This is a genomic window from Amycolatopsis sp. NPDC104775 (assembly GCF_055583325.1).
Window position 1 is genome coordinate 139,752 of sequence record NZ_JBVJOE010000001.1, and the last position, 16,966, is coordinate 156,717.

General features: G+C 69.8%; 12 protein-coding genes. 7 read left to right on the forward strand and 5 right to left on the reverse strand.

All coding sequences use genetic code 11. The annotated features are described in order from the left end of the window. Positions 1 to 53: 53 nt before the first annotated feature. The gene (locus ACZ63D_RS00560) at positions 54 to 3,341 is read right to left on the reverse strand and encodes a chemotaxis protein (RefSeq protein WP_465352147.1); all 3,288 of its coding nucleotides are present in this window, start codon (positions 3,339 to 3,341) and stop codon (positions 54 to 56) included. 416 nt (positions 3,342 to 3,757) lie between these two features. Between ACZ63D_RS00560 and ACZ63D_RS00565 the strand changes: the two genes are divergently transcribed. After that, positions 3,758 to 5,683 carry a tachylectin-related carbohydrate-binding protein gene (locus ACZ63D_RS00565; RefSeq protein ID WP_465352148.1) on the forward strand — a complete coding sequence of 642 codons (1,926 nt, stop codon included), beginning with the start codon at positions 3,758 to 3,760 and terminating at the stop codon, positions 5,681 to 5,683. A 219-nt stretch (positions 5,684 to 5,902) separates the two neighbouring features. Here the strand turns inward: ACZ63D_RS00565 and ACZ63D_RS00570 are convergent, their stop codons facing one another. Both ACZ63D_RS00570 and ACZ63D_RS00575 read right to left on the reverse strand, forming a co-directional pair. After that, positions 5,903 to 6,349 (reverse strand): hypothetical protein, encoded by a 447-nt coding sequence (locus ACZ63D_RS00570; protein ID WP_465352149.1) that lies wholly within the window; start codon positions 6,347 to 6,349, stop codon positions 5,903 to 5,905. A 427-nt stretch (positions 6,350 to 6,776) separates the two neighbouring features. Continuing rightward, on the reverse strand, positions 6,777 to 7,424 hold the full coding sequence (locus ACZ63D_RS00575) for a TetR/AcrR family transcriptional regulator (RefSeq protein ID WP_465352150.1): 648 nt from the start codon (positions 7,422 to 7,424) through the stop codon (positions 6,777 to 6,779). Between the two features lie 67 nt (positions 7,425 to 7,491). Here ACZ63D_RS00575 and ACZ63D_RS00580 point away from each other — a divergent pair, with 67 nt between their 5' ends. From ACZ63D_RS00580 to ACZ63D_RS00600, 5 genes are all read left to right on the forward strand, one after another. Then, the gene (locus ACZ63D_RS00580; RefSeq protein WP_465352151.1) at positions 7,492 to 8,994 is read left to right on the forward strand and encodes an FAD-dependent monooxygenase; all 1,503 of its coding nucleotides are present in this window, start codon (positions 7,492 to 7,494) and stop codon (positions 8,992 to 8,994) included. Beyond that, positions 8,991 to 9,380 carry a RidA family protein gene (locus tag ACZ63D_RS00585; RefSeq protein ID WP_465352152.1) on the forward strand — a complete coding sequence of 130 codons (390 nt, stop codon included), beginning with the start codon at positions 8,991 to 8,993 and terminating at the stop codon, positions 9,378 to 9,380. Before ACZ63D_RS00580 ends, ACZ63D_RS00585 begins: the two co-directional genes overlap by 4 nt. Then, positions 9,377 to 10,033, forward strand: a complete 657-nt coding sequence (locus ACZ63D_RS00590) for an alpha/beta hydrolase (protein ID WP_465352153.1) — start codon at positions 9,377 to 9,379, stop codon at positions 10,031 to 10,033. Before ACZ63D_RS00585 ends, ACZ63D_RS00590 begins: the two co-directional genes overlap by 4 nt. A 300-nt stretch (positions 10,034 to 10,333) precedes the next feature. Then, positions 10,334 to 11,938, forward strand: a complete 1,605-nt coding sequence (locus ACZ63D_RS00595; RefSeq protein ID WP_465352154.1) for a M4 family metallopeptidase — start codon at positions 10,334 to 10,336, stop codon at positions 11,936 to 11,938. A 105-nt stretch (positions 11,939 to 12,043) separates the two neighbouring features. Continuing rightward, entirely contained in the window at positions 12,044 to 13,000 is a 957-nt protein-coding gene (locus ACZ63D_RS00600; RefSeq protein ID WP_465352155.1) for a M28 family metallopeptidase, read from the forward strand. A gap of 104 nt (positions 13,001 to 13,104) precedes the next feature. On the opposite strand, the gene ACZ63D_RS00605 is transcribed toward ACZ63D_RS00600, so the two are convergent. Both ACZ63D_RS00605 and ACZ63D_RS00610 read right to left on the reverse strand, forming a co-directional pair. Continuing rightward, the gene (locus ACZ63D_RS00605) at positions 13,105 to 15,078 is read right to left on the reverse strand and encodes a hypothetical protein (protein WP_465352156.1); all 1,974 of its coding nucleotides are present in this window, start codon (positions 15,076 to 15,078) and stop codon (positions 13,105 to 13,107) included. A gap of 105 nt (positions 15,079 to 15,183) precedes the next feature. Continuing rightward, on the reverse strand, positions 15,184 to 16,125 hold the full coding sequence (locus tag ACZ63D_RS00610; protein WP_465352157.1) for an amidohydrolase family protein: 942 nt from the start codon (positions 16,123 to 16,125) through the stop codon (positions 15,184 to 15,186). Positions 16,126 to 16,199: 74 nt separating this feature from the next. Here ACZ63D_RS00610 and ACZ63D_RS00615 point away from each other — a divergent pair, with 74 nt between their 5' ends. Beyond that, positions 16,200 to 16,961, forward strand: a complete 762-nt coding sequence (locus ACZ63D_RS00615) for a helix-turn-helix domain-containing protein (RefSeq protein ID WP_465352158.1) — start codon at positions 16,200 to 16,202, stop codon at positions 16,959 to 16,961. Positions 16,962 to 16,966 lie beyond the last annotated feature (5 nt).

Here is a 16,966-nt window from a genome sequence, read left to right on the forward strand (position 1 = left end):
GGTCTCATGGTTCCTTCCGCTGGCTGACGTCGGCGCGCAATGATACGGCTGGGCTATTCAGGGTTCCCGCTTCCCTTGTACAAAGGATCCCAGAACAGACCGCCGCCCCCGATCGCACGGACGAATCCATAGTAGGTGGGGGCTACAACATAACTGCAGAGGTAGCGGTCCCCATCCCACCATGAGTAGGTGTTCTTGCAAGAAGATTGGAGGTCCGACAGCAGGGCTTCGTCGCAGACTTTCCGGTCGGTGGTGCTGCCCTTGCTGTAGCACATGTCGTGGGCGTCGCACGCCGGCTTGAAGTCCGCACCGTTGCCGAGCACGGTGGGGTACCGGTCAGGCGATAACGTGCAGCCGTCCGGCGGATCGTCGTCGGCTGCTCCACCGGCACCGCCTCCGCCGCGGTTGCCGAATCTTCCGCTTTTGTTGAGGGCGTCGTTGGTGGCGCCGCCGCCCAACGTTTGCGGGTCGTGGCCGCGCCAGCCAGTGTTGTCCTGCGCGGTCCCAGGTGCGGGCTGCTGAGGTTTGCTCGCCGCGGCCCGGTAGGCGTCGGTTGCGGCCTGCGCGGCCTGAGCGGCGTCCTTCCCGGCAGCCAGCGCACTGTTGCGAGCCTGGGCCGCGGCCGCACTGGCACTGCTGGCCGACGCGGAAGCGCGCGCGGCGGAAGCGTTGGCCTGCCGTGCGGACCCAGCGGCTTTGCTCGCGTCCTTGTTAGCGGACACGGACGCGGCGCGGGCGGTTTTCGCCGACTGCGCCGCCTGATTGCACGACTGCTGGGCCGCGTTCGCGGACCCCTCGGCCTGATTCGCCCAGTCCCGGGCCTTGGCCGCGGACTGCCCGGCCCACGCGGCATAGACGTCGGCGTCCTGGGCCGCGCCCAGGGCACGGGCTGCGGACTCTCCGGCCTTGGCGGCGTCGGCACGCGCCTGAGCGGCCGCCTGGTGAGCCTGTTCAAGCATGGCGTGCATGGCCTTGACGTGCGCTTCGGTGTACTGGTCTCGCTGAAGCGCTTGATACTGGCCGACTTCCAGGAACGAGCGGGCGAGCCACGTCGGCCCCTCCAGCGCGGTCTGGGCGGCGGCCTCCAGTTCCGCCCCGCCCGAGCCGAGCTTCTGGCTGGTCTGGAAAACGTCGTCGGAAACCGCGGCCTGGTACTGGCCGGTTTCGAGGAACGCCTGCCGGTCGGCGGGAGTGCCGTCGAGAGCCGCCTGGGCGGCGCGGTAGGACGCAGGCCGGTTCTTGTCCAGCATCTGAGCGATGCGCATGCTGTTGTCGGCGTCGCGGCTGGAGTAGTCCTGCTCGCGCAGGAACTTCTTCACCGCTTCCCAGTCGCCGGCCAGCGCGGTGTCGGCAGCCTGCTTCATGGCGGGTTTGGCGGCAGTCGCGGAGAGGTGGGCGGCGCGGGCGCGGTCGTCGGCCTCGGCGGCAGTGGCCCGGCCGGCGCGGATGTACTCGACGACGTCCTCTTCACCACCGGCGAGCGCGGCCGTGGCGGCGTCGCGGGTCCACGGGCCGCCGGTGTTGATCAGCCGGACCATTGCCTTGCGAGCCTTCGCTACTGCTTCGGCCCGAGGCGTGCCGGGTGCACCGGCCTCGTCCAGCAGCTTCCGGGTGGCGGCGTCGAGCCGGTCCTGCTCGGCCGCGTTCCAAACCGCCTGGTTCTGCTGCTCCTTTTCCTTCGCCGCCATCGCCTTGGCCGCTTCCCGCTCCCGCTGGGTGCGGGCCGTCAACTCGTCCGCTTCGGCCTTGCGAGCGGTCTCCTCCACCCGGCTGGCCTGCTCGGCCGCGGCAGTGGACGCTTCAGCGGCCTTGATCGCGTTGTCCGCGTGCGCCCGGGCCAACCGCGCCGCCTCGTGGGACTGGCCGGCGCTCGCAGCGGCTTCGTCGGCCGCGAGGGCCGCAGCGTCGGCGTTGGCCTTCGCCGCGTTGGCGGCCTGTCTCGCCTCACCGGCGGCAATCGCGGCCTGGCCAGCGAGGTTCTCGGCGCTGTCCGCGGCGCGGGAAGCGGTGGCGGCGGCGTTGCGCGCCTGCCCCGCGGCTCGGTTGGCTACACCCGCGTCCGCGCCAGCGGCAGCGGCACTCCGACCGGCCTGCTCAGCCGCACCAGCGGCAGCGGACGCGTTGGCGCCAGCGGACTTCGCCGACTGGGCAGCGGACTTGGCCTGACCGGACGCCTCCGCGGCGTGACCGGCGGCTTCACCCGCCCACTGAGCGCGCTGAGACGCGTCTCGCGCGGTCTCGGCAGCCTTGCGGGCCGCAGCGGCGTCGCCGCCGTTGCGCGCCGCCGCAGCGGCGGCAGTGTGCGCCCGAGACGCGGCCGTGCCCGCAGCGGCAGACGCCGACGCGGCCCGCGCAGCGGCCAACGCCGCGACGCGGGAGGCTTGGTGAGCATCGTTCGCCGCGGTGGTCGCGGCCTGCGCGGCAGCGGCCGCTCCGTTTGCGGCGTCGGCGGCCCGCCCGGCCGCTAGACCGGCCTGCACCGCATTGCCGTGCGCGGCTTCGGTTTCCTGCGCGGCCTTCTCCGCGGCCTGCCTCGCGCGCTGCGAAGCGGCGACGGCCCAATCGGCGGCCTCGTTGGCCGCCTTGGTCTCGGCCTGCGCCCACTTCCCGGCCGCCTGCGCCTGCCCGGTCAGCTCGGCGATGTCAGCGGCTTCCTTGTCCCGGGCGCGGGCCACCCGCTGGCCCGTGACGAGAAAGTCTTGGATGACCGGCCAGGTCCCGTCGTCGAGAGCGTCCTGCGCGGCCCGTTCCAGGTTCGCGCCCCCGCTGCCGAGCATCCGGGAGACCCGCATCCAGTCGTCGGCCTCCTGCGCCGTCAACTGCCCGTTGGCGAGGAAGTCCCGGAACGCGGCCGCGGTGTTGGCGTTCAGCGCTTTCTGCGCCGCGGCCTCGAGATTGCGGCCGTCACCGCCCAGCATGGTGCCGATCTTCAGCTGCTGATCGGCCGTGTACGGCTCCTGCCAGCCGGTCTTGAGGAATTGCCGCTGGTCCGCGACCGAGCTGTCGAGAGCCTTCTGCACGGCCTCGCCCAGCTTGCGTCCGCCGAGACCGATCATCCGCGCGACGTTGAACGTCACGTCCACGTCCAGCGCCGGGCCCTGCCCGCCGTTCAGGAACGCTTGCAGGTCCTGGTCCGTACCAGTCAGCGCGGCCTCCGCCGCCCGCCGGGTCGCCGGACCGCCCTCGGTCATCAACCGCACCACGCCCGCCCGGTCGGTCGCCGGAAGCGGCGACTCGTACCCCGCGGGCATGCCGGTCGGCGGCGCATCGGCCGCGGCAGCCGCGGCGGCCGCTGACGGCGCGCTGCACAACCCCGCCGCCAGCATGACCGCTGTCGCCATCGCCAGACCGAGACGCGTTCTCGCTCTACCACGCGCCAGCTTCACCATTTTCCCCCTCTGTCCACACGCGACACTCGCGTCGTGCACGCACCCCGCGGCGAACAAAACGCACAGATTCCGGATTTCGGATGAAACTACCGCAGATGGTCTGAACCACCATCAAAAATGTGACCCATCCGCCCCTTTGGAGCAATCTGTAACACTCGGCGGGTCTGGGCGATTTATGCCGTGAAGCCGACTGTTCTGGGGGCGCGCCGCTCGACACTGACGCGGTGCTGGATCGCATGACCTCTCGTCCGCGCGAGTTCGCGGCAGGCGACGTTGCGCGTGTATCGGAGGGCGGAATACGCCCTGTTTCCCTTGCGCGGTCGGCGGAACGACGAACCGAAGAAGTACGACTAGAGAGGAAGTGGCCGTTGCGCAAGCGTTATCAGCTGTCGGCCCTGGGCGCGGCAGCAGGCATGGCCCTGTCCGCCGGTCCCGGTCTCGCGGCGGCGGCGACCACCACCGGCCAAAGCCCCGCGGTGGAGGACTACGCCTACCCCGGAGCCGACAAGATCCTTGCCGAACAAGGGATCGTGCTCAAAACCGGTGACGGGAACATCCGCCTGGTCGCATGCGGCGACCGGACCGATGTGATCAGGATCGTGTCGAACCGCGACAGCGTCCGGGAAACGTTCTGCTTCGAGACCGCCGGGCCGAAGGGCTATCTCTCGCTGGAGATCCCGGCCACCTTCCTGGCCAAGGGCGACGGCAGCACCGTCGAAATGACCCTGACCAACAAGGGCAAGTCGCAAACCGTGCCGGTTGGCAAGGACACCTGGACGAAGCTCGGCGAGTCCGCCGATCCCGACAACGGCCCGGCCACCCTGGTGGAAATCAAGACCTCCGGCGCGGCACCCGCCGCCACCGGGCCGGTCGACGCCGCGCCGTACACGGCCAAGATCACCGTCGGGCAGCCCGGCATCGACGGGCGCTCCTGCAGCGGCGTGCTCATCGCGTCCCAGTGGGTGGCAACCGCCGCCCGATGCTTCGCCGATGACCCGAGCACCGTCCCCGCCGGCGCGCCCAAGCAGAAGACCACTGCCGTCGTCGGCCGGCCCGATCTGGGCCAGACCGACCGCGGCGCCGTCGTGGACGTCGCCGCCCTGGTTCCGAGCCCCGACCGCGATGTGGTGCTGGCCAAGCTTTCCGCTCCGGTCAACGGCGTCGCCCCGGTCGCACTGAGCTCCACTGCCCCGGTCTCCGGCGAAACGCTGAAGGTCACCGGTTACGGCCGCACCGCCGACACCTGGGTGCCCACCAAAGCGCACACCACGTCCTTCACTGCGGGCGAGACGACCGACACCTCGGTGAACGCCACCGGCCCGATCGGCCCGTGCAAGGGAGACGCCGGCGGCCCGGTCGTCCGCGAAAACAACGGACAGGCCGAACTCGTCGCGCTCACCAGCACCTCCACCCAGAGCGGCTGCCTGAGCGCGGCGCAGGCGACACCGGGCGCCACGCTGGCGCGCATCGACAACCTCGGCGGCTGGATCCGGCAGAACGTGCCCGACCTCGCCATCGTCTGCAAGCCCTCCGCGCCGATCTTCAACACCCGCGCCGACGGAACCTTGTGGCTGTTCCAGCACACCGACCCGCGCAACGGCGCCTTCTCCTGGGTCAACGGCAACGGCCGGCAGGTCGGAAGCGGCTGGGAGAACGGGCGCGTCCTCGCCGGCCCCAACGGCATCGTCTACCAGCCCAACAGCAACGGCCAGCTGCGCAAGTTCCGCTGGAACGGCTCCGACTGGGACCTCAATTCCGGCCCCACCCCGTGGTATGAGGACATCGACCACGGCTGGGAGCGCTACACCACCGCCGAGTACCGCAACCGCATCACTGTCGACTCGCTCGGGCACATCTACACCGTCGAACCGGACGGCAAGCTGCACTGGCGCAACTACGACCCCGCGACCAAGAAGTGGGACCACCGCGTCCTCAAGGACGGCTGGGGCCAGTACAACCTGATCGCGGCCGCGGGCGACGGGGTCCTCTACGCCCGCAACGCCAACGGCGACCTGTTCCGCTTCGTCTTCAACGCCGCGACCGGCGAGTGGACCCAGTGGGCCAAGCCGTCCGGCACCGGCTGGACCGGGTTCAAGACCATCACCTCGCCCGGAGGCGACGTCCTCTACAGTTCCTACGGTGCCGACAACGGAGCCCTGCTCTGGTACCGGTACCTGCCCGCCAGCAACACCTGGGCCGACACCGGGCGCGCTAACGGCAAGGTCATCGGCACCGGCTGGTACACGCTCCCCGGCATGTCCGCGGCGCCTGACTCCTGCCGTCTCGCTGGCTGACCCGCCCCGGGCGCGCTAAGCAGAGCGCGGCGTAACAGGTTCAGTGCGTCAGCGGAAGCGATTCCCTGGCATTAGGCGAACCGTTTCGTTCGTTCTCGAAGAGAACACCCCCGTGGTGCCTACGTCCGCATTTCCGGACGCAGGCACCACGGGGTGTCGCCACGGCCCCCGTTCGGTACCCGAACGGGGGCCGAAGTTCGTCCTGCGGAGCGATGTGTTTCAGTCGTCGCCGGGCGGCCCGGCACCGTCGCGCGGCGCGGGGATCACGAACTCGTCCGCGAACCGATTGCCGCGATAGCGGGCCACCACGACCCGGACTCCGTTGCGGAACGCGTCCGGCATCGCCGCGAGCACGGTGCTGCGCGGCACCGGACGCGGAACGTCGAGCCCGGTCATCGGCCGGGCCAGGCCGATCCCGCGGACTGTCCACCGCAGCCGTCCGTCCTTGTCCAGATCGGTGAACTCCAGCGAAACCGGACGCAACGCGGCCACGCGCACCAGCCCGCTGTCCGGCCCGGTCGGGATCAGCACGTCGCCCGCGTCGAGAAGAAGGCAGACCCGCGGAACCGGCTTGAGCCCGTCGATCGCGACAATCCCGCGACGGCCCCGTTCGGGTGAGCGAAGCAGCCGGACGCATTCGCGATGCGTCAGCTCCACGTCGTCCATCGCCCAGCTCCTCCCCTGCGCCTTGGTGAGACCAGGATCCCGATTCCACCCCGCGGAGCGCAAGAACGCCCACCGCCGGAGATCGCTTCCCGCTGAGCTCCAAGGCCTTCGCTGCCCGGAGCGGCGCGTTCCTTGCCGCTGATGAACTATTCGCCGGAAAACCCGGGCACGCCAGCCTCGTTCACCGGGTCGTGGGACAGGTCGAGGCTGTTTGCCTCAGCTCAACAACCCGGACGCGTATGCCGCCGGTTACCCGGAAACCGCTCGCTTCCGCCCGGAGAAAGAAACCGCGGAATGGCCAACGCGCTCGCAGCGGCACCCCTTGATGGAGTCTTCGTTCGGCAATGCGGTGCGCGCTGGTTCTCCGTCACCGGTCCGCCGCCGGGCGCACCACGCGCCGGATCCGTTGCCAGCGCGGTGAAATCCGTCAGGGCAGCTCCGCGGTGAGCAGGCGCAGGCCCTGTTCGAAGAGTTCGGTCAGGTCAGTCCCGGTCAGGTAGTCCTGAGCCTCGGCGAGACGCGGATAGTCGCCATCCTGGATCGCCTGGTGCAGGGAGCTGATGTCGGCAGGCAGGTCGGGACCGGACTGGAGCGTTGCTTGTTCCTCGAGGACGTGGCCGGTCGCGAAGTGCAGGACCAGGAGCGCCGTTTTCATCGCCGCTGCGGCGTCGAGTCCGGTGTCCCGCAAAGCGCTGTTGAGGGCTTCGGCGAAGCCTAGGGTGTTCGGTCCGGTGGCGTGCGTGCCCGCGTAGACCCTGGCACCGTCGCGATAGGACAGAAGGGCCGTGCGCAGGCTTCTCGCCAGGGCCATTACCCGTTCCCGCGGATCGGAGATTCCGTCGGCCGCGCCGCGGCAGCCGTCCAGCATCGCCTCGGCCATGGCGGTCAGCAGGGCCGTTTTGGTCGGGAAGTAGCCGTAGAGCGTCCCGACCTGGACGCCGACCGCGGCGGCCAGTTTTCGCATGGTGAGCGCGTCGAGGCCCTCTTCGCCGAGCAGCCGGAGCGCGGCGGCGGTGACGTGGGCCCGGTCGGCGGCGGGCGGGCGGCCTCGGGTGCGGGGCTGGCGGGTGGTCATGGCGAGGTGAGCCTAGCAGCGTGTTTGACAGCTTCGCGCTTCCTCAGGACACTGGCGTCAGGCCTAAATGAACGTTGTTCGGAAAATCGTGGAGGCGGTTGTGGACACCGAGGTCGTGATCAGCGGAGCGGGCCCGACGGGGCTGCTGCTCGGCGCGGAACTCGCATTGGCCGGAGTGCGGGTCCGGATCCTCGAACGGCAGAAAGCGCGGCACGAGCAGTCCCGCGCGCTCACGCTGCATCCCCGCAGCATCGAAATCCTCGAACTGCGCGGCCTGGCCGACCGGTTTCTCTCGCTGGGCCGCACCGTCCCGAGCTGGCATTTCGCCGGGCTGTCCCGGGAACTCGACTTCTCCGCGCTGGACACCCGGCACGGCTACACCCTGTTCCTGGAACAGGCGCGGACCGAACAGGTGCTGGAGGAACGAGCGCGGGAACTCGGTGTCGAAATCTCTTACGGGCACGAAGTCCTGTCGCTGACGCAGGACGACGACGGGGTCGAGGTCGCGGGGACCGGGCCGGACGGGGACTTTCGCCTTCGCGCGGCGTATCTCGTCGGCTGTGACGGCGGCCGGAGCAAGGTGCGGGAGTCCGCGGGCATCGGCTTTCCGGGCTCGGACGGCACGATGAGCTCGATGCTCGGCGACTTCGCCGTGGCCGACCAGGAGGAGATCGCCACGGCTGGGCGAGGTCCCGTGCTGATCGTCCCGCTTTCCGGAGGGCTGACCCGCTTTGTGGTCACGAGTCCGGAGCGCATGCGCGTCCCGGCAACGGAGCCGGTGACATTCGAAGAATTCCGCACCGCACTGGTGGAATTGACGGGCACGTCGTTCGGGATCGCGGAGCCGCGCTGGCTGTCGCGGTTCGGCAACGCCACCCGGCTGGCCGAAAACTACCGCGCGGGGCGCGTTTTCGTCGCGGGCGACGCGGCGCACATCCATTTCCCGGCGGCGGGCCAGGGCCTCAACACCGGCCTGCAGGACGCGATGAACCTCGGCTGGAAACTCGCCGCCGAGATCAACGGCTGGGCACCGCCGGGCCTGCTCGACACCTACCACGCGGAGCGTTTCCCGGTGGGCCAGCAGGTCACCGACAACACCCAGGCCCAGACTCTGCTGCTGGAACTCACCCTGGTCCCCGACTACCAGCGCCCGGTGGCCGCGCTGCGCGGGCTGCTGGACTCGCTGCTGGAAATCCCCGACGTCAACGCCCGGCTGGCCGGTCTGGTGTCCGCGCTGGCGACGTCTTATCCAGCCCCGGACGGCGATCCGCTCGTCGGCGCCCGCATGCCCGACCCGCCGCTCGGCCCGGACGGCGCGAGAGTCTCGGATCTCTTGCACAGCGGCACCTTCGGATACGTCGGGGACGCCGCCGCGCAGGTCGCCGAGGACTGGAAGCACCGGATCACCGCGGCCGACGCGAAGCTCGAGAACATCAGCGAAGCCCTCGTCCGGCCGGACGGGCACATCGCGTGGGTGCGCCGCGAAAACGACCCGCCGGACGCCGCACTCCGAGAAGCCGCGATCACGGCCTGGGCCGGAGCCCCGGAGCGAGCGGCGGTGCGGCGATGACCGAGTACCTGGCCCCCGCCGGGCTCCACCACATCCCCGGAGCCTTCACCCCTGTCGTGCGCGTCGCGAACCTCGTTTTCCTTTCCGGGCAAGTCGCGTGGGACGAACACGGGAACCTGTGCGGCGAGGACCACGTGACCCAGATGCGGCGGATCGCGCAGAACCTCGACACCGCGCTCGCCGCCGTCGGCTGCGCACGCCGGGACATCGTCAAGGAAACCGTCTACGTGGTAGACCACCGGCCCGAACTGCTCCCCGGGCTCTTCGGCCCCTTGCGCGAAGGGGTGCCCGCGGCTCCGGCGAGCACCCTGGTCGGCGTCGCGGCGTTGTTCGCCCCCGGCGTGCTGGTCGAGGTCGACGTCGTCGCGAAGGTGCCCGCGCCGTGAGCCGCTACGTCCTGGTGCACGGCTCGTGGTGCGGCGGCTGGGTGTGGGACCGGATCGCGGCGCGGCTGTCCGGGCAAGGGCACACCGTCGTCGCGCCCACCCTCACCGGTCCCGGGTTGCCGCAGCACCTCGACGAGGTCGGACGATTGCTCGACGACGAGGTGGTCCTCGTCGGCCACAGTTACGGAGGGATGGTCGTCGCCGGTGTCGCGGACGCCCATCCGGAAGCGGTGCGCGAAACGATCTATCTCGATGCTTTCCTTCCCTCACCTGGCGAATCCGCGTTCGATCTGATGCCGAGACTGCGTCCGCTGTTCACCGAAGCGGCGAGGTCCCATGATCCGTCGGGCAAGACCGTGCCGCCGTTCGGGCTCGACGCACTCGGATTCACCGACCCCGACGTGGTCTCCCGGCTGCGGCCGATCGCCCTCGCCACTCACGAAGAACCTTTGCCGCCTGCCACGGGCCAGCGACCGCCGGGCCGCTACGTTCTTTTCGGCGAGCACTCCGCCTTCGCCTCCATGTCCCTCCGCGCCCGGGGGCGGGGAATGGCGTGCCAGACGATCGCGACCAGCCATGCAGGACTGTGGACGGCAGCCGCGGAGGTGTGCGCGGCCATGACCGGGCGGGTCCCGGCCGCGAGGCGCGCCTGACGAGGAACAGCTCTCCCCGGCGGCTCCGGAGGCCCGGACTCTTCCGACATTCGTACGGCCCCCGGGACATTCCCTACGAAAGTCGGCCAGGCGCCGAAAACGCCGAAAATCCCAGCACTGGCAAGGCTTATCCCAATTGACCGCCGAATCCGGAACATTCCATTGGTCTGTTTGGAGCATTGACGCTCTGGTGCGCTGATCCTTTACTCGACTGTGCTCGGCCGCATACCCACCGTAAGCGGCCGGGCACGGTTCCTCTCCCCGCACCCATCGTCCTGCCTTCCTGGAAGGAAGATCTCGATGCCCCATCGCGGATTCACCACGGGCTTGGCGGCTGCCGCCGGTCTTGCCATGACACTCGCGCTGCCGGCCGTTCCGGCGGGCGCGGCCTCCGAAGCCCAGCCCGCGTCCCCGGACGTGGCCGCCGCTCGCGCGGCCGACCAAGCGGTCGCCTCCGGGCTCGCCGCGCTCAGCCGCGGTCCCGCCGAGGCGTTCCGGCGCGTCGGCCAGACCGCGGGCGACGCCGGACTCTTCTACAGCGCCTACGAACGCACCTACCAGGGCCTGCGGGTCGTGGGCGGGGACGCGGTCGTCGTCGCGGACGGGGCCGGGAACGTGCGCGGCACCAGCGCCGCGGAAACCGCGCCCATCACCGTCGGGACGCAGGCCGTCCTCGACGCAGCGAAAGCCGCTTCGACTGCGCGCGCCCAACTGCCCACTGTGGACAGTGTGAGCGCTCCGGAGAAGGTGGTGCTGGCCGGAACCTCTCCGAAGCTGGCGTATGAGGTGGTCGTCGCCGGGCGCACCGCCACGGCGCCGAGCAGGCTGCACGTGTTCGTCGACGCCGCCACCGGCGCGGTGCTCGACAAGCGGGACGACATCAAGACTTTCAGCTCGGGAGCCAAATCCCAGAGCCAGCCGAACGCGGTCAACGCCGCGGGCACCGGCAACAGCTACTACGTCGGCACCGTTTCCATCGACACCACCGGCTCCGGCAGTTCGTACTCGATGCGCGACCCCGGCCGCCCGGGCATCAGCTGCGGCCGCGAGGGCGGATCGGTCTACAGCGGACCGGACAACAGCTGGGGCAACGGCTCGGGCACGAACCTCGAAACCGGCTGCGTCGACACCCTTTTCAGCGTCCAGACCGAGTGGAAGATGCTGAAAGACTGGCTGGGCCGCAACGGCATCAACGGCAGCGGCCGGGGCTACCCGGCGTCGGTCGGCCTGAACGACGTCAACGCCTACTGGGACGGCTCTTCGACGCACTTCGGGCACTCGCAGGACAACCGCCGCCAGGCCACCTCGATGGACGTCGTCGGCCACGAATTCGGGCACGGCATCTTCCAGACCACCCCGGGCGGCGCGGGTTCCGGGAACGAGAACGGCGGCTTGAACGAGTCGACCGGCGACATCTTCGGCGCGATGACCGAAGCGTATGCCAACAACGCGAAGGACCGGCCGGACTACGAGGTCGGCGAGGGCGTCAACCTGGTCGGCCAGGGCCCGATCCGCTACATGTACGACCCCTCGAAGGTCGGCGACCCGAACTGCTACTCGTCGTCGATCCCCAGCACCGAGGTGCACGCGGCGGCCGGCCCGCAGAACCACTGGTTCTACCTGCTCGCCGAGGGCTCGAACCCGGGCGGCGGCAAGCCGGCCAGCCCGACCTGCAACAACAGCAGCGTCACCGGGATCGGCATCCAGAAGGCCGCCAAGATCTTCTACAACGGCCTGCTGAAGAAGACCTCGTCGTGGAACCACCGCGCCGCCCGCAAGGCGACGCTCGAGGCCGCGATCGCGCTCTACCCGGGCAGCTGCACCGAATTCAACGCCACCAAGGCCGCGTGGAACGCGGTCTCCGTGCCCGCCGTCTCCGGCGAGCCCGCCTGCACGACGCGCTGACCCGGTGCGGCCGGGTCCCGCCCGCCACCGGCCCGCGGGACCCGGCCGCGCTTCCGGCCCGCTCCCCCAGCAAACCCCCTCCCCCGACTTAAGGAACGCACCGCCATGAAGTGGAAGACAAGACTCGGCGCCGGGGTCACCGCCCTGGTGGCGGTACTGGGCGTCGTCAGCGTGCCCGCGGCCACCGCCGCGCCCGCCTCGGCGCTCGCCGCTCCGGACATCTCGCTGGCCAACATCAAGACGCATCTGAATCAGTTCCAGTCCATCGCCCGCGCCAACGGCGGCACGCGTTCGCCGCGCGGCGGCGGTTACGCGGCGTCGGTGTCCTATGTGGAAAACCTGCTCAAGAACGCGGGCTACACCACGAAACGGCAGACCTGCACGAGCTGCACCGGCCAGTCGCAGAACCTGATCGCGGAATGGCCGAAGGGCGACGCGAACCAGGTCCTGATGCTCGGCGCGCACCTCGATTCGGTGAGCGCCGGCCCCGGCATCAACGACAACGGTTCCGGCAGCGCGTCGATCCTCGAGGTCGCGCTGACGCTGGCCCGCACCAATCCGGCGATGGCCAAACGCGTCCGGTTCGCGTGGTGGGCCGACGAGGAGTCCGGCATGGTCGGCTCGCGGTACTACGTGAGCACCCTGCCGAGCACTGAGCGCGCGAAGATCAAGACCTACCTCAACTTCGACATGATCGGTTCGAAGAACTGGGGCTACTTCGTCTACGACGACGTCGCTTCGGTCAAGGCCGTGTTCGACGAGTACTTCGCCTCCATCGGCATCGAGACCGAGGGGGACACCGAAGGCGACGGCCGGTCCGACCACGCGTCGTTCAAGCGCGTGGGCATCCCGGTCGGCGGTCTCGCGACCGGAGCCGGCGACATCAAGAGCGACGACCAGGCGGAGAAGTGGGGCGGCACCGCGGGCGCGCCGTTCGACAACTGCTACCACCGCTCCTGCGACACGACGTCGAACATCCCGGACACGCCGCTGGAGAAGAACTCCGACGCGATCGGCTACGCGGTGTGGAAGCTGGCCGTCGCCGCGCCGGCGCATAGCTGAACCTGACCGCCAGAGCCGGGCAATCGCTCCATGCCGCCGCAGCGACCATCGCGGCGGCATGGGGCTTCCGTCTGCCCGGGGTCGTGTTTTGACTGAATAGCGGATCATGATCGGGCCTGGTTCGCGGAATCGGACTCTCCGCGGAGAATCGGTTCGATCAGGAACGGGCGGTATCCTGCGTGCTCGGGCAGATCGAAATGCTCGAACTCGTCGCGCAGCGAGTGCCACCGGACGACGCGGCGGGTCGAGGCGTGGTGTGGCTGGGAAAAGACCAGAGTGTCGGGGGTTTCCCAGACCGGCGCGGTCGGCATGGTTTCGCCGGTGTCGCAGCCTTCGGGCAACGGGTGGCGGGTGGTTGCCCCGGTGGCCAGGTCGAGCAGCTCCACGGCGGGCGGCTGGTATTGGAACGAATACATCCGCGCGGCGCCCGGTACGAAACGCCAGCGATGGGGTTCCGGGATCACCAGCCGTTCGCCGGACGCAGTGAAGACCGCGCCTTCTTCGCGCAGCTGCGCACCGGACAACGGGTCGAGCCGATGCACCGGCGAGGCGAGCTCGACCGGTTCCTGGCCTAGTGCCCACCGGGACGTGCCGAAGGACCGATCTCCCGAACTGGTGGTGAAATAGACCGCACCGTCGTAGATGCCCAGGACGTTTTGGGTCAGCTCAGGGGATTTCGGCAGGCTCCAGGCTTCTTTCGTGGTCACGTCGAACAAGTGCACCCGGTCCCAGGATCGCCGGCCGACGTGCATCTCCACGCCTGCCAAGTAGCGTCCGTCCGCGCTGCGGACCGGCAGGAAACCCAAATCCACCGGCAATCGGCTGGTATCGCCCGCCCAGTCGATCAGTTGTCCTTGCCCGCCGGAGGCCGCGACGTAAATTCCGGCCAGGGTCTCGAACGCACGATAGCGATAATCGCTGTCGACCCGGCCTAGGACCACTGATTCCCCTGCGCGCCATATGCCCACAGTGCCGTCTCCGGAAACGAACCCGGCTCGCGGCGGAGCACCGGGCACGGTCGGAGGTTGCTCCCCGCGAACGATCTCCACGCGCGGTACCGCCTCGGTCCGCAGGGGCGGGCGAGGCAGCGGAGTGACAAGGTCGCTTTCCCGGCGGATCAGCCTGTCCCTGACCGCATACGCGAGCAAGGGTTCGACTGTTTCCTCCGGGACAGCCAGCAACGCAGCCAAATCCTTGACGTGCGCCGGATTCGACCAGGCCGCGACGCTGACGACGTCGGCCGCGAGCCAGACATACCTGGCGCTGATCGCGGCGGCATCCAGCTGTGCTGCGAAGTCGGCCGGGAGGTCGAGCACTTCCGTGGCACGCCGCGGCCTTCCCGCCGAGTATCCGTCGGCCCCGTCCTCCACGAGCAGACCTGCCTTTACCAGCAACGGAATTGCGTCCCGTCGGGTGCGCGGCGGGTCGACGCCCAACTGAGCGCACACCGTGTCCGAGGGCGGCTCGCCGGGCAACGGTTCGTCGAGCCAGCCGTCCGGCCGCGGCATGCCGACGAGCGTGAAGTACCACGACACTTCGATGAGGTGGAAACCCAGCACTTGCTGCCACCCTGGGTCCTCGCCGTGCACCGCGGCGCGCGTGCGTTTGAGCCACCGCGGCGGTTCCGGCCCGGCAGGCGACGGCCAGAACTGCATCAGCCAGACGTCGCCTTCCTCGCCGGCTTCCGCCGGCTTCCGGCTGACCCGGACGCGGAAAAGCCCTCGTGCTCCCAGATTCAGCTCTTCGTCGTAAGTGCCTCCGGTCAGCAAACCCAGGCTGACGACCCCGGACCGGCTGTGAAAAGGCGACTCGACAACGTCTTCCCATGCCTCAAGGCGCGGTTCCGGCGGTCCGTCGTGTGCTTCGCAGCGCACTGCCTGCCAGGGGTCGTTGGCCGTGGCGTGCAGCCAGCCGTCGCCAGCCGTCGCGACCGTGCCGGACAACGCGTTCGTCGCCAGCTCGGCGAGCATTTCGTTGTCCAGAGCGGGCAAACTGCCGTCGCGGTATACGTCTCGGAGCACAATGGTGCCGTAGTCGGGCAGGTACTCGTCTTCCTCGAAGAACCCCAGAAGCGTCATGTCGGAAACGGTAGCGAGAGGGTCCGACAATTTTCGGCGCCAACCGCTGAACGCCCCGGTCCGGTCGTGCACCGGAGCCGAGGCAGACAGGCGAGCTACCCGGTTTCAGCTCAATCGAGGGAACAGCGCGCGGGCGTTTCCGGAGTCGATCGCGCGGGACTGCCCGGCGGTCAGCCCGCTTTCGGTGTCCAGGATCTCGGTGAACCGGGTGCCCACTTCCGGTGGGGCGTATGGGAAGTCGCTGCCGTACAGGATCCGCGCGGGATCGGCGAACCGGGCGAGCGCGCCGAAGGCGTACTCCCCCGACGACAACGCCGTGTCCCAGTAGAAGCCGCGGAACCGCGCCAGTAAGGCGTCGGCGGTGGGTCCGGCGGGCTCCAGCGCGGCCTGGATCTGGCAGAACCGCAACGCCGCGAAGGGCACGAAACCGCCCGCGTGCGAAAGGATGACCCGGACGTTCGGGTATCGCTCGGGGATGCCGTGGAACACCAGGTGCACCGCGTTGCGGGTGGTGTCGAACGGATAGTCCACCAGCGGACCCGGAATTCCGGGAAGCAGCGGGACGAGCGGATGCGCGGGGTGGAGGAAAACCACCGCGCGATGCCGGTCCAGCGTTTCCCACAGCGGCGCGTACCTGTCGTCGCCCAGGTAGACCCCGGCGTAGTTGGAGAGCAGGACCACGCCGTCGGCCTGGAGCGCGCCGAACGCGTGGTCGACCTCCGCCACCGCGCCGTCGACGTCGGGCAACGGGACGGTGGCGAACAAGCCGAACCGGTCCGGGCGTTCCCGCACCAGCTCGGCGGTGTACTCGTTGACGCGGCGGGCCATCTCGCGGCGCGCCGGGCCGGACCAGCCCGTCACGCTCGGAGCGGTGAGCGACAGTACGCTCGTGGCGATGCCGTTGGCGTCCATGAATTTCAGGTGGCCGTCCGGCGTCCACGGCGGCAGCGACCAGCCCGACGGGTCGCCGCCGTGCCGCGGCAGGGCCTCGCCCCAGAACGGAGGGACCAGGTGGGTGTGGACGTCGATGCGTTCGCGGTCGGTCATGCCTCCACCGTCGCTCAGCCGATCCGGGCGCGGGAGGGGAGGAATCCGATCCCCCTCCCCGGGAGCCCTCGCTGATGGCGCGTGACCCGCGGCTCAAGCAACTCGGAGCGTTCCTGCACGCCCGGCGCGACGAGGCCCCGCCGCCCGCCTCCGCCGGACCAGGACGGCGGCAGGTGCCCGGCCTCCGGCGCGGCGAGGTCGCGGCGCTGGCCTTCGTCAGCGACGAGTACTACACGAGGATCGAACAGGGCCGGGTCATGCCGAGCACCGACGTGATCCGCCGCGTCGCCGACGCGCTCGGGCTCGACGCCGACCAGACGCGGTACGCGCTGGATCTCGTCGCCGTCGCCGACACCCCGCCGCAAAATCCCGAGCCGGGCGATCCGCTGCGCCGCCTCGTCGAGAGGATGGGCGACGTGCCCGCGCTCCTCGTCGGACCCGCGACCTCGGTCCTGGCCTGGAACTCCGCCGCCGCACGGCTGCTGACCGATTTCGGCGCGGTCCCGCCGGAGCGCCGCCGGTATGTGCAGCTGCTCTTCACCGATCCCGTGCTCCAGAGCCGGTTCGCGGACCTGGAAGCCATGCGGCGCACCGTGATCGGCATCGTGCGCGCGAGCACGCCCGCGGGCCCGCCTGCCGGGGACTGGATCGGCGAACTGCTCCGCACGGACGCCGAGTTCACCGCCCTCTGGGAACGCAACGACGTCGTCCGGCCGCACACCCAGCTCCGGGTGCGGCTCCGGCTGCCGGGCGGGGCCGAAGAAACGTGGGACCAGGTGGTGCTGCAGGTGGTCGACGACCCCCATCAGAGGCTGATCACGTTCGTGCCAGCTTGAGCAGA